Raw genomic sequence first — 21,122 nt, forward strand, 5'->3', positions numbered from 1 at the left:
AGTATCAGTCCTCCAGACCGGGAAATGAGAAAGCGCCCGCGATACGCCGCCGCCACCAGGGCACCAACCGGGTCGCGCATACGCTGCGCCCCCAATAGGCGTGAATGATCGTGTCAGGACTGGTCGCGATGGCGCAGTGCTTGGCCGCGCAGCCCGTGCCCATGCGAAACATCAGAACGTCGCCCGCATTGGCCGCACCGACCGGAATTTCCCGCAACCAGATGCGCCCAGCCTCCAGCAGCTTGTCCTCACTGCTGAGGTCAGCCCAGTCCGGCGTATGGGGCGGCACAGGTTGCGGCTCCGCCCCGACAACTTCGCGCCAGACGCCGCGTACGAGGCCGAGACAATCGGTCCCTGCGCCCCGTCGGCTTGCTTGATGCTGATAGGGCGTGCCGAGCCAGCCGCGCGCGGCCTTGACGATATCGGCGCGCCTCATCGACGGCCTCCGTCATTGCCCGCCGCCGCAGGGCCAGACAGTACAAAGTCCTGACCGGGCAAGTGAGGGAAGCCCCGATAGTTTTCCGCATTCGAGAAGACATCGCGGCACGTCTCAAAACGCTTGTCGCAGCTCTGCCCATCGACACCCGTAAGACCGCACCTTGCATCGCCTAGCGCGGCATCGCAGAGACGCGAGACGCGGCGCCCAACTGGTCGTTCCAGCTCCGCCTTCAGAGAAATCAACTCCGCCTCGAACTGGTCACCGCGTTGCGTGATCTCGCTCAGAAAGCCCGTCCAGATGAGGATGCGATCATCGGTCGACTGCCAGTCGACTCGGTAGACATGCACCCGCGCCCGCGTCCACAGACCCGCAGCAAGGTCGGCCTCTGTCAGAGCCTCGGTGATGATCGCGCCGTTGCCGCTTGCCCGACCGGGCCGCAGACCACTGGCAGTTTCGAATCTTGCTGCCGACAGGGCTGCACCGGGGCTATAGGTCACGCCGCCAAACGTCAGTGCACGGTCATGGTCCGTCATTCCAATGGTGACCCCGTCTCGCCGCTCCAACCGCCAGCAGAGGCAGGTGGTCGCTGCGCCGCTTGTAAGCCTCGTCTCAAACGCTTCGCTGATCTGTTTCATGATGCGCCTCCTTCAAAAAATCTCGACCAGAGGCAAGCTCACCACCCGCCCGGATCCGGCCGTCTCGAAGCTCACTTCCAGGGCGTCCGTGTCGAAGCGCACCGGCCAGTCGTATTCAAAGCCTGCTGTGAGGATGGCGCCAGCTTCAGGGGCCACATCGAAGGCGACCTCGCCCGTCACTTGGTCCACCTCCCATCCGCTGAGAAGTTCAGCGCCATTCACGCCAATGCGCACGCTGTTCGCTGCAGGTTTAAGGACCGGGCGCTCAAGGCCGCCATCAGCCACAACCAGCTGGAATACGGTGCGGGTCCCGTCACCCGTGCCCAGCACTTCATCGGTGGGCGACACCGCCATGTCGGGCGCCGCGCTCGAGAAGGCGGCAGGGTCGCGAAACCGAAACCCGGACAATCGCCCACGCCGCGCATTGAAGAAGCTGACCAGACTGTCGAAAGCCTCGACACTGAGCGGGGGCGTCACCACTTCCCAGTGCCGCTGTGGCCGCGACCAGCGGGCATTGCGGACTTCCTTGCCGCTGGACAGCACCAGCGTCTCGGTCTGCCAGACAGGCCCGCTGGTAGAGCCAAACCCTGGCGGCACCGGCAGGCGCCCCTCGTGGAAACCAGCAAGGCTCATGTGAACCTCCGTCCGATTGCGGCGGCTTTCGCCACGGCCTTGGAAAGTTCGCGTGTCGAGGTGGCTTGTGTGGCGCCCACGCCCGATCGTGGAAGGTTGAAGGTGACCGATGTGCCCCCCGCGCCAATGCCAGCTCGCGCGAGCGCAGCCTCTGCCGCAATACTTGCCAAGTCCGCCAGCACCGCCCGCGTCATCTGCGAAAAGTCGAGCTCGCCGGACCGCGCGGCGCGCGACAGGGCTGCCTCGATGCCTGCCCCTGCCTCACTGAAGGCCGCCTCAAGCGATGCTGCCGCGGCCTTTCCCGGCCCGTCCGCGAGCGCGGCGAGCGCATCGCCCGCGCGGTCCAGCTCTGTCGTAAAATCATCCATTCTCCGCTGTCCTTTCATCCGGACGTGTCTTCATCATCAGGTCGAATTCCTTGCGCGGCAGCGCCGGCCCGGAAGGGGTCGTCAGCGCGCGCCATTCGCGCAGGCTCAGTTTCCAGAATTGCGCGGGCGCGATGCCCATCAGGGCTGCCGCGCGCAGCATTTCATTCCACGCCAGCACGGAACGCCTCCGCTACGGCCGCCGCCGCGGCGGCTGGCTGAATATTGAGCTGTGCCAGCTCGCCCGGCTCGACGCGCTCACCGCCGCCTTTCATCAGTATGGATACAAGCTGCAGAAGCTCCGCTGCCGACAGACGCCTCATGCGAGCCTGGAGGTCTGCCAGAGACGCACATCCGAATGCGCTTTCGATGTCGGCCAGCGCACCGAGCGTCAGGCAGAGAACCCGTTTCTGGCCAGCCACATCCAGGATCACCTCTCCCCGCGCGCCATTCATGCGCTTGCCTCAAACGTGATCTGCCCGGCGCTTTGTAGATCGATCGAGAAGGTCGCCTCGCCATTAAAGCTACCCGCCCAGCCAAGCTGCGCGATCTGGAATGGCCCGATGAAGTCTCCAAAACCCGGCACGCAGAGCTTGAAGCTGCATAGCTCACCTGACAGAAAAACCGACCGAAGCCGGGCATCACTAGCCGCGTCCTTGAAAAGCCCTCGTCCTCGCACGCGCATGGAACGCAGCCCTGCCTCGCCGAGCAGTTCACGCCAGCCACCTGGGCTGTCCATGCTCGTCGCGTCGACACTCTTCTGTTCGAGATCGAAACTACTTGTGCGGATGCCCGCCACTGTCGTGAACACCTCCGGCACGGCGCCGACAGAGATCTTGATCAGGACGTCGCGTCCTCTTTGTCCGCTCATTCGCCCGCCCCTTCCAAAATAATCCGCATCCGGACGACGCCACGAAACTCCCGAAGGTCTGGCGTGCGCATCACGTCGCAATAGATCGTCTGGGACAGCACGCTTCGACGCCCGTCATCGGCACAGGAAAACGCGTCCAGCACCCGGCGCAGCTCGCTCAGGATGCGCATCGCCTCGGCGCGCCCACCCATTCGGGTTCGCAGGCCAAAGCTCAGCGTATGAGCGCTGCCTGCATGGCCTGCGCTCCCATTGGGGCGCACATCGTGGCGCTCCAGTTCGACGCAGGGAAAGACGGGCTCATCGCTGTCACCATCGAAGACCCGCGCAGGATTTCCGAGATAGGCCTGAACGCCGGTGTCACAGCGTAGGGCCTCCATCACGGCAAGCTGAAGCTCTGCCTCAACGCCTGAAGGGAATGACGGCGCGCTCATAACCGCACCTCACGACGCGCCGTAATGAGAGCCGCTGCCGCTTCGGACACGACGACATCGGTGCTGCCGCGCCGATAGGCAGCGTCCGCCATGACTAGCAGCGCGAGTGACAGGTCCTCTGGTACATCCGCCGCGCTGCCGAACCCGGCAACAAAATCGACCTCCACCCGCGCGCCGGTCTCTATCGCTGGCAACCAGCTACCCGGGCGCAGGCACAGCCGCTGGCCGTCCAGTAGGAAGCGGCTGGTCAGGTCGGTCTCCACCTCCCCGGCCAGGCTTCGAACAGACACGAGCTCGCTGACTGGCCCGGCGGGCAGCCTGCCCCCTGACCTCGCTATCAGGTCGCGCGGCCAGACCGCAAAACTCCAACGCAGCGTGCGGCTGACCAGGCACAGCCCTGCCTGCGTTTCCAGCGCGGCCCGCGCCCCGGCGATGAGCGAGATCACCAGCTCATCTTCGCCGTCATGCCCGATGCGCAGATAGGATTTTGCCTTTGAAAGAGACACAGGCTCTTCGTCTGGCGGTGTGAGAACCGTCAGTGTCATATTCGTTATCCATCTATTGAAAGCTGCCTGCCCGACGGGCGACACGAGCGGTCGCCTTGCGGGGCGGTATCAGCCTGCGTCCCCTCGCAGGCTGACTTTGCTGACCGCGCTAGAAGACCATGGCCTTGATGGCGTCGAAGTTCTGGACGCCGCCTCCCACACGTTTGGTCGTGTAGAACAGGACATATGGCTTGGCCGAATAAGGATCGCGCAGCACCTGCGCGCCCTGCCGGTCAACGATCAGATAGCCACGCCGGAAGTCGCCAAACGCGATCGCAGCGTTGCCCGTGCCGATGTCCGGCATGTCTTCCAGTTCGGTGACTGGATAGCCGAAGATCGTCTGGCCCTCACCATTCATGCCAGGGCGCCAGAGATAGCGGCCATCAGCATCCTTCAGCTTACGGACGGCGGCGACGGTCTTGCGGTTCATCACGAATCGGCCATTGCTCCGGTACTGGCTCTTCGGCGTCTGGATAAGGTCGATAATCTGGTCACCTGCATCGTTGGCCGTAAAGTCGCCCGCGACCGAGCCAATCTTGCCCCAGACATGGCTTGCCTCAGCCACAACGTCATAGTCGAGAAAGCCCCTTGGCTTGCCGTCGCCATCACCTGTCACAAAGGCTGCGCTCTCCTGTATGGAAAAGGCCGCCTCGACCTCATCAGCCAGCCAGGCATCGACATCGGCATAGCTGTCGTTCAGCAGCGTTTGCGTCGCCGCGGGCATGGCATAGAGCTCGCCCGCAGGAAATTCGAGCAGGCTGAGACCCGCCGTCGTCGTCTGCGCCCGCGCTCCGGTTTCAGCAACCCAGGCCGCACCAACACCGAGGCTGACAGGCTTGCGATAAACGCCGGCCGTCGTCTGGCGCACACTTGCAATCTGGCGCATCGGCGAGGCCTGCATCAGCCTTGCCTCGATCAGGCGGTCAAGCTCTGGCGGCGCGGTATAACCGCCCTGATCGTCCGTCCCCGCAGAGAGCGATTTGACGTCGACCCGTGCAAGCCCGCTTTCGTCGCCGCTGCGCAAATAGCGCGACCAAGCCTCGCCCTGCTCCGTGCCAGTTGTTGCCGGAGAGGCCTCATCAGGGCGCGCCGCTTTCAGGCTGATCTCATCAAGACGCCGGTCGAGCTTTTTCAGCTTTGCATCCAGCAGTGGGTCATGCGTGCCCTTCCCCTCAATCTCGGCAAGCCGCTCATCATTGGCCTGCTTATAGGCCTCGAATGCCGCCATCACTTCGGCTGTCGCAGCAGTGCCTGCCTCGGCGGCCATCTTTATTTCCTTGGTCATTTTTCTCCTTCCTCAGGCCGCCCGCGCGGCCCCTCCAATCTGTGTGAACCGGGCGAGTGGCTGCATCGGCGCGGCCACCAGCGAAATCTCGACAAGTTCGATGTCGATGAGGTCACGCCCGCCTTCGGGCCGGGGCTTCCAGAGCCGCGCGCGAAACCCGATAGACAGGCCCGAAAGCCCAGCCTGAACTGCGCGCGAGGCGGCAGCACCATCAATCAGTCCACGGACGAACAGCCCGCGACCATCTTCGACAAGGCGCGTCCAGCGCCCGGCGACGGCACCGGACCTATGCTGCAACAGCATCGGCACAGCGCCCGCCCGCAGGCTGCGCGCAAACGCTCCCGCCCGCACCACGTCGCCAGACAGATCCGCAGCGCCAAACAAAGCCGCGTAGCCTTCAACCAGAAGCGGCGTGGGCGTCATGGCTTCGCCTCCAGCCGGGCTTCGATCCGGTCCAGCTGGTTCTCGATGGCCTCGAGATGGGCTTCCACGCGCGCCAGTCGCTCGGCGACCGGGCGCGCAATGTCCGCGCGCTGTTCCAGCATGGAAATCCGCTCGGCTGCAGCCCCTGCCCAGACGAGCGCCCCGCCCGTTTGAAGCGCGAGCGCCAGTATGAAACCAGCCGTTATCTTGCGCTCGATCATTGGCTGAGCCCCGCGAGGACACGCTTTTCTACAGTGGTCAGGAAACTCGCCGCCTCAAGCCGCGCCCACAGCGCATCGCGCTCACCTGAAAAGGCTGGCACGTCCTCAAGGTCCGGGCGCACCTCGACATCCTCGAACCGCCCCGCCAGCCAGACACTCAACGCGTCGGCCACCTTGTGAACCAGAGGCAGAACGGTCAGGCGCCAGAAGGCGAGGTTCGCTTCCTTATAAGTCGCGTATGTGTTGTCGCCCGGAATGCCGAGCAGCATGGGAGGCACCCCGAAGGCGAGCGCGATCTCACGTGCGGCCGCATGGCGCGTGCCTGCAAAATCCATCTCTGCGGGCGACAGCGACATTGGCTTCCAGTCGAGCCCGCCATCCAGCAGCAACGGACGCCCCGCATTCGCCGCACCGGAATGCGCGCTTTCCAGCTCTTCCTTCAACCGGTCGAATTGCGACGGCGTCAGGCCCGCCCCCTCGCCGTCATAGACCAGCGCGCCGGAGGGCCGCGCGGCATTCTCGATCAGCGCCTTTGCCCAGGCCGCGGCGCCATTGTGAAGGTCCAGCGCCTTGCGCGCCGCCGCCAGCGGAGAAAGCCCCATAACACTGTCAGAAGGATGATAGAGTTTGAGGTGGAGCACAGGACTCCAGCCATCGGCCTCGCGATAGATGATCCGCTCGCCGCGGCGCTTGCGCACGGCCCAGCCAATCAGGCCGCCTTCACTATTCATCTGTGGGCGGACTGCATCAGCGCGCAGTGCGAAAAGGCCTTTGGGTGCGGCCTCCCCCGCGAGTGTGACGGCCTCTGCCCAGGCATTGCCCGTAATCTGCAGATCGCCATAAAGCCGCTCGAGCAGCACCCTGCCCGCTTCGTCCGGCGACGGCCGCGACAGGAGCGCGCCAACATCCTCATTATTTGTGGTCAGCGGAATGGAGGCGGCAGCCTCTGCGATCATCCGCACACACCGATAAGCGATCGCGTTTCCAGCATAGCCGTCGCGCATCAGCGCGCTCGCATCATGGCTGCCCCAGCCTGCGCCTGGCAGGCTCGCCAGCGCAATGAAAGAGGTTTGCGCCGAACGCGTCTCGACTGTCTGCCAGGGCCATCTCATCTAACACCAATCTCCGTCGTTTGGGGGCACCCTGCTAAAGCGCGCTCCCTGTTCTTCAGCGTTGATGAAGTTCTAGCCGGGAGGGCCGTCCGGTCTGATGAAATCCCTGACGGCCAGTGGCGGCGGCAGGATCGTTCGGGACGCGCCTTCCTCCGTCCACGCACGAAGCCCCTAAAGCGGTCGAATGCTCGGCTGGCGCCCTGTGGCGGTCTCCAGCGTCGTAATCGCCCAGACCAGTGCGTCGACCCTGTCGGGTGAGCCCTGCATCCCGCTGCTGCCAAACTGCAGCATCTCTTCTTCCAGCTCGGCAAATTGCCCTGCATGCGACACGCGCCCGCGCTCATAAAGCGCGATCACGGGCGCCGCCCGCGCTGTCTTTGAAAGCCGCGCGTGCACAAGCTGTATCGGCATATCGCATCCACCAGACCGCAGCACTGACCGGACCAGCTCGCCGCCCTGATTGGCTTCGGCCACGATCCGGCTTGCGCCCATACGGACCGCAAGCGTCACGGCCGCTTCGGCCCATACCGCGGGCGATTTTCCCTGAAGCGTCGCGTCTTCCAGGACCCAGAATTGAACGCCGCCGCCCGCCGCATTGGTCGCGCCTGCCGCGACCAGGCCGCAAGCATCGGCGCCGTCCCCGATACTGACAGGCGGGTCGACCGCGACGATGATGTCACAGAGTTTCGGCGGCGGCCTGCCTGCGCGCGTGGCCAGCAGCATGGCACGTGTCCAGAAAACACCGTCCTCGGCCTCCAGAAACTCGCCCTCAAGCTCCTGACGGCCGAGGCGCGTCCCGCCCATGCGCGCCTCGATGTGAGAGATGAAGGCAGGCGACAGGAAGTCGGCATTGTCCCGCGTGGTGCTTCGCGTGACGGCAACACCGCCCTCACTCATCAGCTGACGGATGAGCGGCGTTCGCCGCGGCGTGGTCGTTATGACAGCGCGCGGATGCCGCCCGAGCCGCAGGCCCAGCTGCAACATCTCGAACGTATCTTTGTCCCGCGTCCAGGCGGCCACCTCATCGCACCAGGCCCCGTCAAACTGCGGGCCGCGCAGACTGTCGGGATCTTCAGAAGAGAAAGCCTGCGCCACCGCGCCATTCGGCCAGACCAGCCTGCGGCGAGAACTCTCATACACTGGCGGTGCTTCGCCCGGGCGGGCGATCTGGCAGAGGCCTGAGACCCCGTCGATCATTGTCTCGCGCACATCATGCAATGTCGGCCCGACCAGAGCGATGGAGCGAAGCCCACCGAACAGCGCGCCGAAGCGCACCCATTCAGCCCCTGCTCTTGTCTTGCCAGCGCCGCGCCCACCGAGCGCCAGCCAGCTATTCCAGTCGCCCTCTGGCGCACACTGCGTCGCACGCGCCGTCAACACGAATGGCAGCGCCGTATCGCTTGCCATTGAAATCGTCGTATCTGTCATGCTTGGCAGACTAATCGTGCGAGCAACACGGTCGGAGAGATTGCCGCCCCGCCCTATCCTGCTAAGGTCGCACGCGTGGGGAGAAAGTCATCATGTTCCTGTTTTTGCTTTGGTGGTGCGTAGACGATCATCTGGCTGCCGCGCTGGAAACACCAGGGCTCGGCACGCTGCCGATCTGGGTCCCCCTCATCCTCTCGCTTGCTTTCAGTTTCACGCTGCAAGGTGCGGTGAAGAAGCGCAAAGACTGACGGTGGCAGCCACCTCGACACTTTCGCGCAAGCGGCCGGCCCCCTTGGGCGGTTCGTCAGCCGTCTCATGGGTCTGGCGGCAGATCTGTGCCCTCATTCTTTGGGCCGGACGCTGGAAGGTTGATGGCGACTGGCCACAGGAAGACAAGGTGGTCCTCGTCGCAGCCCCGCACACGTCGAACTGGGACGGCTTCTGGATGCTTATGGCGGCCGGCTATTATCGGGTAAAGCTGCGCTGGATGGGAAAGAAATCTCTCGTCGATCACCCTCTTGGCGGCTTTATCCGCTGGCTCGGCTGCGTGCCTGTAGACCGGGATGCCGCGGGCGAGTTCGTCGACCAGATGGCCGATGCATTCGAAACCGCCGACAGGCTTATCCTTGCCGTTGCACCGGAAGGCACACGCGCAGGCACCCTTGTCTGGAAGAGCGGTTTCTACCGTATTGCCCTTCGCGCAAGGGTCCCCCTGCTCATCACGGTTCTGGACTATGGCTCACGCACCGTTGAGGTGCGCGGTCTCTTCCACCCAACCGGCGACTATGAAGCAGACCTGCCGGCCATCCGCGAAAAATACGCCAACGCCAAAGGCAAGCATCGCGCAAAATTCTCGATTGCGGATGACGAAAGCGCCTAGTCCGGTTTCGAAACTTCGACCACCAGCTTGCCGAGGTTCTTGCCCGTAAAAAGCCGATCCAGTGAAGACGGCGCGTTCTCAAGACCTTCGACCACATCGGTCTCGAATTTCAGCTTGCCTTCCATCAGCCATCCGGCCATCGCCTGCATCCCTTCCGGAAAGCGTTCGATATAGTCGGTCACAATGAAGCCTTTCAGCGTGACATGGCGCATGAGCAGCATGGAGAAGTTGTAGGGTCCCGGCACCGGCTCGGTCGCATTATAGGACGAGATGAGGCCGCAAAGCGCCATCCGTGCAAAGTCATTCAGGCGCATCAGGATCGCGTCCATGATCTCGCCGCCGACATTCTCGAAATTGATGTCGATGCCGTTCGGGCAATGACGGTCCAGCGCTTCGCCAACATCTTCCGTCTTGTAGTTGATCGCGGCGTCGAACCCAGCCGTCTCTGTCAGCCATTTGCACTTCTCATCAGAGCCCGCGATGCCAACAACGCGGCACCCCTGTATCTTGGCGATCTGCCCGACCATGGAGCCGACAGCGCCAGCAGCGGCGGACACCACAACTGTTTCACCCGGCTTTGGCTTACCGATATCCATCAAGCCGAAATAAGCCGTCATCCCCGTCATGCCGATCGGCCCCATGAAGGCCGTCAGCGGCACTCCCGGCAGTTCCGGCAGCTTGTTGACTTCAGCCCCCGGCTTCACCTGGTAGAGCGACCATTGGCCGAGACCGGTATTGACGATATCGCCAGCTTTGAGGCCGTCGAACTTGCTCTCCTCAACCACGGAGATACCACCGCCCCGCATAGGATCGCTGATCTGTACGGGCGGCATGTACTGCTCGCGGTCCGACATCCAGATGCGGTTGGTCGGGTCCAGTGAGAGATAGATCGTGCGCAGGCAGACCTCGCCATCCTTTAACTCGGGAACAGGGCTTTCAACGAGATCAAGGTCGCCCTCGCCGACATCGCCAACGGGTCGCTTCTTCAGGATCCAGGTCTTGTTCACTCGTGCCACGGTAAGCTCCTCGCGCTTCATGCATGATACCGGCTACGCCAGAGGCGCAGTCTCGCTCACCCGTTTGAAGCGCAGAACCCGCGTCCTGATCAACATTGACCTCACGGGAAGCAGCTGGGCGCCGCCTGCGGCCGTGTATCAGGACTCTAGTTCGCAGCGCCGGTCACTGCCTCCACGGGAATATCGTAATGGCGCGCGCAGAACTGGCAGTCGACGCCAAGCGTGCCATCGTCTTCAGCCATTTCGCGCAGTGACTCGTCCGGCATACCGGCAAGCGTGTGGCGAAGTCTTTCCTCATTACAGGTACAATTGTCGTCCAGCGGTTCTGGCGACTGCATCCGCACGCCGCCCTCATGGAAAAGGCGGTAGAGCAGCTCCTGCGCGGGCAGTTCTTCAGAGCACAGCTCCTCGGGGTCCAGCGTGTTGAACAACGCCATCGCTTCGCGCCAGCCCTCATCGGTGTCGCCGCGTGCATCGTCGCCGGCCATCTTCTGGATCATCATACCGCCGGCATGCCACTCACCGGCGGCGTCGCGTTTTACGGAGAGCGCCAGGCAGGTCTGTACCTGCTGTGACTGATGGAAATAGTCTTCCGCACAGTCTGCCAACGACCCTTTTACAAGCGGAACGATACCCTGATAGGGCTGAACATTGCGATCATCCTGAATAATGATAAGCGCAAGCGCGCCTTGTGGGCCGAAGAGCTGGGGCATGTGCGGTTTCTCTCCGCGGTTTACCTTTTCCAGATAGGCCCAGCGTTCGGCCTCATAGCGCGAATAGGCCCGCACACTGCCATCTGTATTATACTCGCCGACCAGCATGGAGACAGGCCCGTCGCCTTCTGCCTGCGCCAGAATACGGCCCTGAAACTTCATCGCCGACCCGATCAGCGTGGACAGCAAAACGGCTTCACCAAGGATTTCTCCCAGATGGTCTGGATAGGCGTGGCGCTGTAGTATTGGCGACAGCGACCGCGGCCCCATCCGTACGACACGCCCCGAAATGGGTAGTGTCTCGGAGGTGAATGCTGCCACGAAATCGTCTTGCGCTGGTGATACTGAGCTCAATTTCAGTCCTCGCTCTTTCTCGTCTTCGCGCGCTATGTGGCGGCAGGCGTGTCCACAGACAAGAAGGCGGGTGCAGGCCTTGGAAGCTGGCCGAATGCCTGCATCTTACCGAATTAGTTGAAATCGAACATAAGCCTGAAAGCGTAAATTAGGCTCAATTACCTAAGCAGGAGTCCCAGTAGATCAAAGAGGACGTCGCTGTGCTTTCGAACCTGCGTTCATTTCTGACACTTGATCCAGAAGACGTCGAAGTCAACCGCGCCCGGTATGTGGCTCTCAGCAAGCAGGTACCACTGATGTATTCCATCCTTGGTATCAACCTGCTTGGCCTGTCCCTGACCCATATTGGCGCGGCGCCGAGTTTCATGACGATCTACCTGCCTGCTGTGATGCTCAGCTTCATGGTTCTGCGAACCATCAAATACCTGCGCAATCGAGGCAAGTCGCTGACAGACGCCCAGATTTTCGCCAGCCTCCGCAACACCAACCTTCTCGTCGTTCCGATCGGTGCAATTTTTGGCGTTTGGGGCATTTTCTTTCTGCCTTATGGTGACACTGGCCAGAATGCCCAGGCGATCTTCTTCAACGCTGTCTCCGTTTCCGCCTGCGCCTTCTGCCTCGTGCACCTTCGCCAGGCGTCGGTCCTCGTGCTGGCGACGGTCACGCCGCTGACATGTATCCTCCTCTTCTCTCAGGGCTCGTTCGCCTATTCGTCAGTGGCCTTCAACCTGCTCCTGGTCTCGATCGTGCTCGGCTATATGCTGATCAATCTTGAGCGCGACTTCGTTCAGATGGTTGAGCAGGAGATCGAGCATGGCCGCCAGAACACGAAGCTACAGACGCTCTCCGAAGAAAACTATCGCCTCGCCAATACCGACAGTCTCACCTCGCTGCCAAACCGCCGCCAGTTCCTCTATGAGATCGATGAACTTGTTGAGGCCTGCCAGGGCAAGGACTGCACCTTCGTCGTCGCGCTGCTCGACCTTGATGGCTTCAAGGCCGTCAACGATGTCTTCGGGCACCCCGCCGGCGACGCCGTGCTTATCGAAACCGCAAAACGGCTCAGCACGGTATTTGCCGGCTATAACGCGACAGTTGCCCGACTGGCTGGCGACGAATTCGGCCTGCTCATCCGCAGCGAATTGAGCGATGACGAAGTAACCGAGATTGCCCGCCAGGCCTGCGAAGCGCTTCGTCACCCCTTCGATTTTGGAGACGGCTCGGCAAACCTGTCAGCTACGGTTGGCCTGGCGCGCTTCCCACACAGCGCCGAGACGCGTAGCCATCTCTTCGACCGGGCCGATTATGCGCTTTACTTCGCCAAACATCACAACAAGTCTGAACCGGTTTTCTTCTCCCAGGAACATGAGCGCCTCGTCTTCGAGAACAGCGCCATTGAGCAGGGGCTGCGCCATGCGGACCTGGAAAAGGAAATGTCGGTTGAGTTCCAGCCTGTCCTCGACCTGCACGCAGGTCACACTTCCGGCCTCGAAGCTCTCGCGCGCTGGTACTCGCCAACGCTCGGCAATGTGCGTCCGGATCGTTTTATCCAGATCGCCGAAAACACTGGCATCATCGGCCGGCTGAGCGAAGTCCTGTTCCGCAAGGCGGTTACCGAAGCCTGCCATTGGCCGGGGAAGCTGACGCTCAGCTTCAACCTCTCCGCCGTCAGCCTCAACACGCCGGGGGCCGTCTCACGCCTTCTCTCGATCGCCCGGAGAGCCGGCTTTCCCTTGTCCCGGCTGGTTTTCGAGATCACGGAATCTGCGGTTCTCAAGGACTTCGAAACAGCGCTCGAGGTTCTGGAAGAAATCAAGACTGCGGGTGCCCGCATTGCCATCGACGATTTCGGCACCGGATTCTCCAGCCTCGCCTATGTCCATCGCTTGCCAATTGATGCGCTGAAAGTCGACCGCAGCTTCGTCAGGGACGTGGTCCATAATCAGAAGAGCGCGAACGTCCTGCGCTCAATCCTCGACCTGTGCGAAAACATGAGCCTTTCCTGCGTCGTTGAAGGCGTGGAAACCCAGGAACAATTCGACCTGATCAGCGACCTCGGCGCCGGCCAGATACAGGGTTTCTATTACTCCAAACCGCTATCTGGCGGCGACACTCACATGGTCCTGCAGATCGAGTTTCACGACCAGCTCATGTCGCTCGCCAGCTGATCTATCTAACCCAGGCACCGGGCGCATTCGACCGATAGCCCAAGGCACGATACGCCGCGTCAATCAGGGACTGGCCGCGATCGTTCATCAGAAGGCCGAGGCCCATCTGTGACATCGTATAGCTGAAGGCGAGGCCGCATTCCGGGTCGGCAAAACCGATATGACCGCCCGCGCCAACATGCCCGAATGCTTCTTTGCCGATAATCGCAGACTGTGCCTGCGCCCCCGGCAGGGCGCGATTGTCCATCGACTTCATGAAGCCGGACGCAAAGCGTGTCGGCACCAGAAGAGTCGCGTCCCGCTGCGTCGCCGTCGACACCATCGACATCGCCGAAACACGATCCTTCGACACAAGCGAGCCGTCATTCACCGCCAGCGGTGTGTACATCGCAACCTGTCCGCGCGCATTGGAGATACCGCCCGCGCCGCCGATTTCTGCCTTGTGCGCATCCTTGTCATTGGCGCCCCAACCGCCATTGTTCATGAAGGACAGCGCCTGGATCGATGTCGGGTCCCCCATCAGCAACCCAGCGAAATCGGATACGGGATCTCCCTTTTGCGGGATGTAAGGCAGAATGTCTGCCATGTGTGGATCGACGCCATCAGGCAGGCCGATCCAGAACTTGGCGCCGGTCGGCCCGGCCACTTCATCGGCAAAGAACTGCCCCAGAGACTTGCCGGACACACGGCGCACCAGCTCGCCAACTGTCCAGCCAAAGTTGACCATGTGATAGCCGTTCCGTGTGCCCGGTTCCCACCAGGCTGGCTCGTCCTCCATGCGCTTGATCATATAGTCCCAGTCGAGGAACCCCTTCTCCTTCACCGGCTCACGCAGTGCTGGGATGGCGCTCTCATGGTTCAGCATCATCTGAACGGTAGTCTTTTCCTTCCCGGCCTTTGCAAACTCCGGCCAGTACTTGGATACGGGCGCCTGCAACTCCAGCTCGCCACGGTCGATCAGGATGTGCGCGCAGATCGCCGTCGCCGCTTTGGTGCAGGAAAAAACAATGGAGACGGTATCTTCGCGCCAGGCGTCGCCCGTCTTCACATCGGCAACACCGCCCCAGAGGTCGACCAGTGTCTCGCCGCCAACGCTAAGGCACACCGATGCGCCTTGCTCACCGCGTTCAGCAAAATTGCGCTCAAACTCTTCGCGGACTTCAGCGAACTTCGGATCGCAATGTCCGTGGACCTGATCTGACATGATGCTTTCTTCTCCCTCGTCTTTTGACGCGGATAAGAGCCGAGCGTTCTTGCGATATCAAGCCAAGAGATTTCTGACCCAGCGTCAGCTGAAGAAGAGGAGATAGGTTGCAAAGCCGACAAAGAGCAAAAGACCGCCGATGAAGATTTCGACATCATACTTCTTCAGAAGCTTCTCGGCGCTCTGGCCGACAATCATCACAAGGATTGCTATGACCAGAAACCGGATTGAGCGTGATGTCGCGACCGCAATGGTAAAGAGCAGGACGGAGAAGCCTGCTGCCCCCGCTGCCGCCACACCCAGCTGAAACGGGAACGGCGTCACGCCGATCATGAAGAGCGTGGCGAACCCATCGTCCCTCAGCTTCTGCAGCGTCGCATCATAGGTTTCCTGCGCGCCGAAGATGGAAATCAATGGCTGCAACAAATCATCCGCCAGCACCGCGCCCAGCCAGTAGATCACGAGGCCGCCGAGCACATTGCCGAGCAGAAGCGCCAGCGCCACCAGCCAGGCCTGTTTGCGCCTCATCACCATCATCGGAATAAAGACAGGCTCCATCGGGACGACGACAAAGCTGCCTTCAAGAAAGCCAACCAGTACGGCGATGGGATAAAACAATGGACCCTTGGCCCAGGACACGATCTTGGCCCGTACTGACTGGTCGGGCTGCTCTGTCAGGGTCTCGGTCATGCATCGCAAACGATATGGCGACCGCGATGTTCCCTCATTCGCTTCTAAACCCGCACCCCCACCGGTTTCCCCCTTATTGACGCGCGATGGCCTTGCCCTAATTGCGCTGAAGCCCGGGGCGGCAGGAGGGATTGCAGGTCATGTCCGACACGACACTCGACAAGGCTTACCGCATGCTGACGTCAGATGATGACGGGCGGGTCTGCAAGGACATCCCGGAAAGCGCCTGCAACGACCAGCCTCGTAACTTCGTCACCCATATCGCGTCCCTTGGCGCCACGAAGACGGCAGATGGCCTGATCGATCCCAAGCTTGTCCTGTCATGGCTGTTGACCCAGCTTGGCGCCCCCGCCGTTTTTATCGGTCTCCTCGTACCCGTGCGCGAATCTGGCGCGCTCCTGCCTCAGCTTCTCACGGCGGCCAGCCTGCGGCGCCTCTCGAAGCGCAAATGGGCGTGGAGTGTCGGCAGTGCCGTGCAAGGGCTGAGCGCCGCGTCCATCGCACTCGCCGCCATCTTTCTCGAAGGGGCCGCAGCGGGTCTCGCCATCGTAACCGCCCTCGGCATCCTCGCACTTGCCCGAAGCGTCTGTTCTGTGACCTACAAGGACGTGCTGGGCAAGACCGTTTCCAAAGCCCGGCGCGGTACGGCAACGGGCACGGCAAGTTCTCTGGCGGCCTTCTTCGTCATCATCTTCGGCGCAGTGCTCGCCACTGGTGCACTGTCGCGGATGCCGGTTGTTCTAGCTGGCCTGTTCATCGCCGCCGGGCTGTGGCTGCTCGCCGCCATGCTCTTTTCCACGCTACAGGAAGAGCCAGGCGCGACCGAAGGCGGCGCGAACCCTCTGACCGCCGCGCTTGAGAATTTCGGACTGCTCGCAAAGGACGCGCAGCTACGCCGCTTCATCGCTGCCCGGGGTCTGCTCATATCAACCGCGCTCGCCCCGCCCTTCATGGTGGCGCTCGGCTCTGATGGCGACACCGAAAACGCATTCGGCGGACTTGGCCTGCTCGTCATTGCGTCGGCGGGCGCATCGCTGCTCAGTTCCTATGTCTGGGGGCGTCTGGCAGACCGTTCCAGCCGCAAGGTTCTCATCTTCTCTGCGGTCGCGGCAACGATCGCACTGGTCGCAACACTCAGCCTGAACGCGGCTGGACTGCTGGGGTCAGTCTGGGGACTGCCATCGGTTATCTTTGCGCTGATGCTTGCCTATCAGGGCGTGCGCCTCGGCCGCTCCACCCATCTTGTCGATATGGCGACACAGGACACGCGCGCAGCCTACACAGCGCTGTCCAACACGATCATCGGCTTGCTGCTGGCTGCTGGCGGCGCGTTCAGCCTGCTAGCCGAGTTCGCAGGCGTAACCGTAGTTATTGCCGTACTGGCCGCAATGAGCGCACTTTCGGTTCTGGCCAGCCTCGGCCTCAAAGAAGTTCAAAGTGGTGACGACTAGGTGATCGCGGGCGCAAGCCGATCGTCTTCATCGTCGTTCGGCATGTCTTCGCCTGATGCGCCAGCGCTGCCCGCCAGCTCGTCCTGTGGAATGGCGTCCGGCGCATCGCAGACATCCGCCCCCTCATCGTCCAGCGCCTCATTGACGATGGCATTGTCCTCCGGGTCGCATTCGGTACGGCCCTGCAGGAAGGTATCGAGCCAGGAAAGCTCCGGCGTGCGCTCCGTGAAGGCTTTCAGCGCGATCAGCATCGGCGTCGACAGGAACATGCCGACGAAAGACCAGAGCCAGGCCCAGAAAGCGAGCGACAGGAAGACCGCCACCGCATTGAGCTTGAGCCGGCGTCCGACCGCGACAGGCGTTATGAACTGGCCTTCAGCCGTGTTGATCAGCCAGTACACAAAGGGCGGCGCGAGCGTCATGAACAGGCTGTCAAAGGTCACCAGCGCCATGACGAAAGCAAAGCCGATCCCGGCCAGCGAGCCGACATAGGGAATGAAGTTCAGCGCGAAAGCGATCACGCCGAAGAAAACGGGGTCGGGCATTCCCAGCGCCCACATCGCCAGGGCAACGACGACGCCAAGGATCAGGTTGATCGCAAAAATGGTCAGGAAATAGGTGGAGAGCTGGTTTTCCACCTCGCGGGCGATACCCACGGATGTGCGCTTGCGCGATGCGGTCGGCATGACGCGTACAAGCTTCTCATAGAACATGTCGCCGGAACCGATCAGGAAAGTAGCAAGAACGATAGCCAGCGCGGCTTGTCCTAGCACGTAAGGCGTCGTCTCTGCCCAGAGGCTGAATATGCCTTCCTCTCGCACGACAACGCGCTCCGGACCTTCATTGTTCGCCTGCATCTCTTCGATCTGCTTGCCAGCCTCACGGACAGGCTCAAGCACGCCTGAAATCTCCTGCAGGCGCTCCTGTATCCGGTTCATGATCTGAGGTTCGTCGCTCAGGATTGTCGCAAGCGAGTTGGAAATAACATAGAGCGTCGTGAAAGCCGCGAGACAGAAGACCGTCATGATGATCGCTCCCGCGAATGCGGGGCCGATCCCGGCCTTGCCTAGCCAGCGGCGGACCGGGCTGAAAATCAGCGCGAGGAAGACAGCAAAGACGACAGGAATAAAGAACGACTGAGCGAAAGAAAGCGCGCCCACCGCCATCAGGACGAATAACCCGATAATGGCCCAATGTGTGGCCGGCTCGACCTTGCCTGACAGAATACCGCTTTTCAAATCGCCCTACCCGGATTGCCCTTCTCCAGGCCGTGGCGCCAGGAGCTCTGACCGTTAACGAGTTAAAGAAGATAGCGTTCCCGCAAGACGCTGCGGCTGGCCTCGGCTCGCAGCGCGTCCACGCCTGGAACTCGCTACGCCATTCTTCGCGTCAGGTGCCTGATCGCGATCTTGCGGACTGACACAAAAGTGTCATATCCAACTTGTCCACCACCTCGACCTGAGCAAATTTTCGACTATGCAAGACGCTATTCGCGCCGCCGCCTGCTTCCTCCTCATCGCAATCGCGCCGTTGGCTATTACGGCCGGCCTTGCCAGTGCGCAGAACCTTTCATCGGTATCGGGTCCGACGGTTTCAGCTGACAAGCGCGAGGTTGAGTACCGCCTGGGCTGGGTTCCGGCGAATACAGGCAGCAATGAGAGTTTTGGACACCGCATCGCTTACGGCGCATCTCTCAACGAACGCACCGCCTTCAAGATGTTCGCGAACCTGTCGGACAGGCCGGGTGAAGGTTTGAGGGTTCAGAACGTCAATGCCCAATACCTGATTGAGCTCTCGCCAGAGACCGCACGCGTCTGGCAGACCGGCATCCGCTTTGACGCACGCGTGTCCACCGGGCCCGGGCCAGACCGCGTCGGCGTCAACTGGCTCAACCAGTGGCCCCTTTCAGACCGTCTGCGGGCACGCGCGCAGTTCATTGCGACGCGGCAGCTCGGCGATGGTGCGCGCGAGACGGTCGACTTCTCGTTCCGGTCTAGCCTGACATGGAAAGCCACGGATCAGTTTGACATTGCGCTTCTGGCGTTCACGGACCTTGGAAACACCGATGATTTCGGTATCGACGACCGGGTACAGGAAGCAGGCCCTGCGATCAGCGGCGATCTGCCAAACGGATATGGCTGGACGTTCGGCACGCTCTTCGGTCTGACAGAACGCGCACCCGACCACGACCTTCGCTTCTGGATAACCAAAAGCTTCTGACGCCTTGCCCTTGCGTCCCCATTAGACAGCGCTCCTGCCTCTGCTAGTCAATCCCTCATCAGCGCATAAGAGGGAGCAGGCAATGACCTTGAAAGTGGAAAAAGGCGACGGCGTCTGGACGGTCAAATTCAACCGGCCAGAGCGGATGAACGCCATCAATGAGCCGATGTCGGTAGAGCTTCTGGAGCTCTTCGAAGGCCTCCGGCGCAATGAAGAGGTCCGCGTCATTATCCTCACCGGTGAAGGCCGCGCCTTCAATGCGGGCGCAGACCTGAAAGCGGGCGGCACACCCGAAGCCCTGCGCGACGGCCCGCGCGGTGACTGGCGCCTGCGCGATACGATCAAGGCAATGCGCGCCTGCCCGCAGCCGATCATCTCCCTCGTCAACGGGGCTGCTGCCGGTGGCGGCCTCGCCATCGCTCTCGCCAGCGACATCATCATCGCCGCCAAGGGCGCGATGCTTGTGCCGGCCTTCATCAAGATCGGGCTTACGGGCTCAGAGCTTGGTGTCAGCTGGCGGCTTCAGCGCACAATGGGTATCTCGGCAGCGCGCGAGTTCCTTTTCACCTCGCGCCCGATGAGCGCCGACAAGGCGCTGGACCATGGCATCGTCTCAGCCGTCGTCGAGCCTGACGAGCTCATCGCCCATGGCAACCAGCTTGCGACTGAAATGCTGCAGGCAGCGCCGGACGCCCTGCGCGTCACCAAGCGAACGCTCGATGCCGCGCTGGAAATGCCCGACCCTTCCCTGCTGATGGAGCTTGAAGAGCGCTCCCAGTCCTCCTTCGTCCGCCGCAATATCCGTCAGCGAAAGTCAGAGACCAGCTAGTCGAACATCACGACCTGGCGGGCGACCGTGCCCTTATTGTCCTTCAAATTCTGCAGCGCGCCCGTAATGCCATCAAGCCCGATCCGGTCAGAGACGAGATCGTCGAGGTGCAGGCGGCCCTGCTTGTAAAGCTCGATCAGACGCGGGAAATCGACCCGGAACCGGTTCGAGCCCATGACAGCGCCCTGAAGCCGCTTCTCGGTCACCAGAAGCTCAATGCCCGGCACTTCGATATTCACGCCGGGCGGGATCATGCCAATAATCGTAGAGACGCCGCGCGGGCGCAGCATCAGATAGGACTGCTCGGCCGTCTGCTTGAGGCCGATACACTCAAATGAGTAATGCACGCCGCCGCCGGTCAGCTCTTTGACCTGCTCGATCGGATCGCCATTCTTCGGATTGACGAAATCGGTCGCGCCGAACTTCTTCGCCATCGCCAGCTTCTCGTCAGAAAGATCGACCGCGATGATCCGGCTCGCCCCGGCAATCGCCGCGCCATTGATCGCCGAAAGGCCGACCCCGCCGCAACCGACCACTGCCACGGTCGAGCCTGGCTCGACTTTCGCGGCATGAAACACCGACCCGACACCGGTAATGACACCGCACCCGATCAGCGCCGCCTGCGCCATAGGCATTTCCGGATCGATGGCGCAGAGCGTGTTCTCATGCACCAGGATCTGTTCAGCAAAGGATGAGAGGTTCAGGAACTGGTTGAGCGTTTCCTTGCCCGCATAAAGCCGCGGCGCGTCCTCTGGGGCCCGGTTGAACAGCGGCCGGTTCACGGTGTGGCAGACCGACATATGCCCCGTCAGGCAGAACTCGCACGTCCCGCAAAAGGGCGAGAGGATAGAAACAACATGATCGCCCGGTTTCACCGCCGACACCATGCTGCCCACCTGCTCGACCACGCCCGCGCTCTCATGGCCGAGGATCGTCGGAAGCTCGTGCGGAAAAGCCCCATCCCAGAAGTGCACGTCAGAATGGCAGACACCGACCGCCTTCAGGCGCACCAGCACCTCACGTGGCCCCGGCTTGGAAATCGAGACCTCTTCAATCGACAGCGGCTTGTTCGGCTCGCGCAGTACGGCAGCTTTCATGGGGTTTCCTCCTGTTTGCGGGCTGCTTCGATGCGGCCTCTTCAAGCTGGAGAAACGCTACCATGAGGCCAGAGACCTGTCATTGCAGACGCGGCGTCACCCTTGGGGCGAC

The 21,122-nt window shown here is 61.8% G+C and carries 26 protein-coding genes; 6 read left to right on the top strand and 20 right to left on the bottom strand.

What is annotated here, in order from left to right; all coding sequences use genetic code 11:
• Positions 1–4: 4 nt before the first annotated feature.
• The 14 genes from O4G74_RS08015 to O4G74_RS08080 form a co-directional block, all read right to left on the bottom strand.
• Entirely contained in the window at positions 5–436 is a 432-nt protein-coding gene (locus O4G74_RS08015) for an NlpC/P60 family protein (protein ID WP_269402114.1), read from the bottom strand.
• Positions 433–1,074 (bottom strand): DUF2163 domain-containing protein, encoded by a 642-nt coding sequence (locus tag O4G74_RS08020; RefSeq protein ID WP_269402115.1) that lies wholly within the window; start codon positions 1,072–1,074, stop codon positions 433–435. The genes O4G74_RS08015 and O4G74_RS08020 overlap by 4 nt, the downstream gene beginning before the upstream one ends.
• A 12-nt stretch (positions 1,075–1,086) precedes the next feature.
• Positions 1,087–1,707 carry a DUF2460 domain-containing protein gene (locus O4G74_RS08025; protein WP_269402116.1) on the bottom strand — a complete coding sequence of 207 codons (621 nt, stop codon included), beginning with the start codon at positions 1,705–1,707 and terminating at the stop codon, positions 1,087–1,089.
• Positions 1,704–2,075, bottom strand: a complete 372-nt coding sequence (locus tag O4G74_RS08030; protein ID WP_269402117.1) for a phage tail tape measure C-terminal domain-containing protein — start codon at positions 2,073–2,075, stop codon at positions 1,704–1,706. The genes O4G74_RS08025 and O4G74_RS08030 overlap by 4 nt, the downstream gene beginning before the upstream one ends.
• A complete protein-coding gene (locus tag O4G74_RS08035; RefSeq protein ID WP_269402118.1) occupies positions 2,068–2,235 on the bottom strand; it encodes a phage tail assembly chaperone in 168 nt (55 codons plus the stop codon). Before O4G74_RS08035 ends, O4G74_RS08030 begins: the two co-directional genes overlap by 8 nt.
• 1 nt (position 2,236) lies before the next feature.
• A complete protein-coding gene (locus O4G74_RS08040; RefSeq protein ID WP_269402119.1) occupies positions 2,237–2,527 on the bottom strand; it encodes a GTA-gp10 family protein in 291 nt (96 codons plus the stop codon).
• A complete protein-coding gene (locus O4G74_RS08045; protein ID WP_269402120.1) occupies positions 2,524–2,943 on the bottom strand; it encodes a phage major tail protein, TP901-1 family in 420 nt (139 codons plus the stop codon). The genes O4G74_RS08040 and O4G74_RS08045 overlap by 4 nt, the downstream gene beginning before the upstream one ends.
• Positions 2,940–3,374, bottom strand: coding sequence for a DUF3168 domain-containing protein (locus O4G74_RS08050; RefSeq protein WP_269402121.1), 435 nt, complete (start codon positions 3,372–3,374; stop codon positions 2,940–2,942). Before O4G74_RS08050 ends, O4G74_RS08045 begins: the two co-directional genes overlap by 4 nt.
• The gene (locus O4G74_RS08055; RefSeq protein WP_269402122.1) at positions 3,371–3,919 is read right to left on the bottom strand and encodes a head-tail connector protein; all 549 of its coding nucleotides are present in this window, start codon (positions 3,917–3,919) and stop codon (positions 3,371–3,373) included. The genes O4G74_RS08050 and O4G74_RS08055 overlap by 4 nt, the downstream gene beginning before the upstream one ends.
• 109 nt (positions 3,920–4,028) lie before the next feature.
• Complete coding sequence (locus O4G74_RS08060; RefSeq protein ID WP_269402123.1) at positions 4,029–5,204, bottom strand: phage major capsid protein; 1,176 nt, start codon at positions 5,202–5,204, stop codon at positions 4,029–4,031.
• Positions 5,205–5,216: 12 nt separating this feature from the next.
• Positions 5,217–5,627, bottom strand: a complete 411-nt coding sequence (locus O4G74_RS08065) for an HK97 family phage prohead protease (protein WP_269402124.1) — start codon at positions 5,625–5,627, stop codon at positions 5,217–5,219.
• Positions 5,624–5,848: a hypothetical protein gene (locus O4G74_RS08070; protein ID WP_269402125.1), complete on the bottom strand. Its 225-nt coding sequence runs from the start codon at positions 5,846–5,848 to the stop codon at positions 5,624–5,626. Before O4G74_RS08070 ends, O4G74_RS08065 begins: the two co-directional genes overlap by 4 nt.
• Positions 5,845–6,960: a phage portal protein gene (locus O4G74_RS08075; protein ID WP_269402126.1), complete on the bottom strand. Its 1,116-nt coding sequence runs from the start codon at positions 6,958–6,960 to the stop codon at positions 5,845–5,847. Before O4G74_RS08075 ends, O4G74_RS08070 begins: the two co-directional genes overlap by 4 nt.
• Before the next feature lie 171 nt (positions 6,961–7,131).
• Positions 7,132–8,388 carry a DNA-packaging protein gene (locus O4G74_RS08080; protein ID WP_269402127.1) on the bottom strand — a complete coding sequence of 419 codons (1,257 nt, stop codon included), beginning with the start codon at positions 8,386–8,388 and terminating at the stop codon, positions 7,132–7,134.
• A gap of 92 nt (positions 8,389–8,480) precedes the next feature.
• Here O4G74_RS08080 and O4G74_RS08085 point away from each other — a divergent pair, with 92 nt between their 5' ends.
• Both O4G74_RS08085 and O4G74_RS08090 read left to right on the top strand, forming a co-directional pair.
• Positions 8,481–8,636, top strand: coding sequence for a hypothetical protein (locus O4G74_RS08085; protein WP_182481923.1), 156 nt, complete (start codon positions 8,481–8,483; stop codon positions 8,634–8,636).
• 44 nt (positions 8,637–8,680) lie between these two features.
• Positions 8,681–9,268: a 1-acyl-sn-glycerol-3-phosphate acyltransferase gene (locus O4G74_RS08090; protein WP_269402128.1), complete on the top strand. Its 588-nt coding sequence runs from the start codon at positions 8,681–8,683 to the stop codon at positions 9,266–9,268.
• Here O4G74_RS08090 and O4G74_RS08095 read toward each other — a convergent pair.
• Together O4G74_RS08095 and O4G74_RS08100 are read right to left on the bottom strand one after the other, a co-directional pair.
• The gene (locus O4G74_RS08095) at positions 9,265–10,275 is read right to left on the bottom strand and encodes an NADP-dependent oxidoreductase (RefSeq protein ID WP_419715377.1); all 1,011 of its coding nucleotides are present in this window, start codon (positions 10,273–10,275) and stop codon (positions 9,265–9,267) included. The two genes, O4G74_RS08090 and O4G74_RS08095, sit on opposite strands and share 4 nt — an antisense overlap.
• A gap of 155 nt (positions 10,276–10,430) precedes the next feature.
• Complete coding sequence (locus tag O4G74_RS08100) at positions 10,431–11,351, bottom strand: Hsp33 family molecular chaperone HslO (RefSeq protein ID WP_269402130.1); 921 nt, start codon at positions 11,349–11,351, stop codon at positions 10,431–10,433.
• 296 nt (positions 11,352–11,647) lie between these two features.
• On the opposite strand from O4G74_RS08100, the gene O4G74_RS08105 reads away from it, so the two are divergent.
• Complete coding sequence (locus O4G74_RS08105; protein ID WP_269402131.1) at positions 11,648–13,519, top strand: putative bifunctional diguanylate cyclase/phosphodiesterase; 1,872 nt, start codon at positions 11,648–11,650, stop codon at positions 13,517–13,519.
• Between the two features lies 1 nt (position 13,520).
• On the opposite strand, the gene O4G74_RS08110 is transcribed toward O4G74_RS08105, so the two are convergent.
• Positions 13,521–14,723 carry a serine hydrolase domain-containing protein gene (locus O4G74_RS08110; RefSeq protein ID WP_269402132.1) on the bottom strand — a complete coding sequence of 401 codons (1,203 nt, stop codon included), beginning with the start codon at positions 14,721–14,723 and terminating at the stop codon, positions 13,521–13,523.
• An 84-nt stretch (positions 14,724–14,807) separates the two neighbouring features.
• Positions 14,808–15,413: a YqaA family protein gene (locus O4G74_RS08115; RefSeq protein WP_269402133.1), complete on the bottom strand. Its 606-nt coding sequence runs from the start codon at positions 15,411–15,413 to the stop codon at positions 14,808–14,810.
• 140 nt (positions 15,414–15,553) lie between these two features.
• Between O4G74_RS08115 and O4G74_RS08120 the strand changes: the two genes are divergently transcribed.
• Positions 15,554–16,864 (top strand): MFS transporter, encoded by a 1,311-nt coding sequence (locus O4G74_RS08120; protein WP_269402134.1) that lies wholly within the window; start codon positions 15,554–15,556, stop codon positions 16,862–16,864.
• Here the strand turns inward: O4G74_RS08120 and O4G74_RS08125 are convergent.
• A complete protein-coding gene (locus O4G74_RS08125; RefSeq protein ID WP_269402135.1) occupies positions 16,861–18,102 on the bottom strand; it encodes an AI-2E family transporter in 1,242 nt (413 codons plus the stop codon). The genes O4G74_RS08120 and O4G74_RS08125 overlap by 4 nt on opposite strands.
• Before the next feature lie 238 nt (positions 18,103–18,340).
• Here O4G74_RS08125 and O4G74_RS08130 point away from each other — a divergent pair, with 238 nt between their 5' ends.
• Both O4G74_RS08130 and O4G74_RS08135 read left to right on the top strand, forming a co-directional pair.
• Positions 18,341–19,084 carry a hypothetical protein gene (locus O4G74_RS08130; protein ID WP_269402136.1) on the top strand — a complete coding sequence of 248 codons (744 nt, stop codon included), beginning with the start codon at positions 18,341–18,343 and terminating at the stop codon, positions 19,082–19,084.
• A gap of 82 nt (positions 19,085–19,166) precedes the next feature.
• Positions 19,167–19,913, top strand: coding sequence for an enoyl-CoA hydratase/isomerase family protein (locus O4G74_RS08135; protein WP_269402137.1), 747 nt, complete (start codon positions 19,167–19,169; stop codon positions 19,911–19,913).
• On the opposite strand, the gene O4G74_RS08140 is transcribed toward O4G74_RS08135, so the two are convergent.
• On the bottom strand, positions 19,910–21,010 hold the full coding sequence (locus O4G74_RS08140) for a Zn-dependent alcohol dehydrogenase (RefSeq protein WP_269402138.1): 1,101 nt from the start codon (positions 21,008–21,010) through the stop codon (positions 19,910–19,912). The genes O4G74_RS08135 and O4G74_RS08140 overlap by 4 nt on opposite strands.
• Positions 21,011–21,122 lie beyond the last annotated feature (112 nt).

The sequence above is a fragment of the Henriciella marina genome (assembly GCF_027213945.1).
GTDB classification, from domain to species: domain Bacteria; phylum Pseudomonadota; class Alphaproteobacteria; order Caulobacterales; family Hyphomonadaceae; genus Henriciella; species Henriciella marina_A.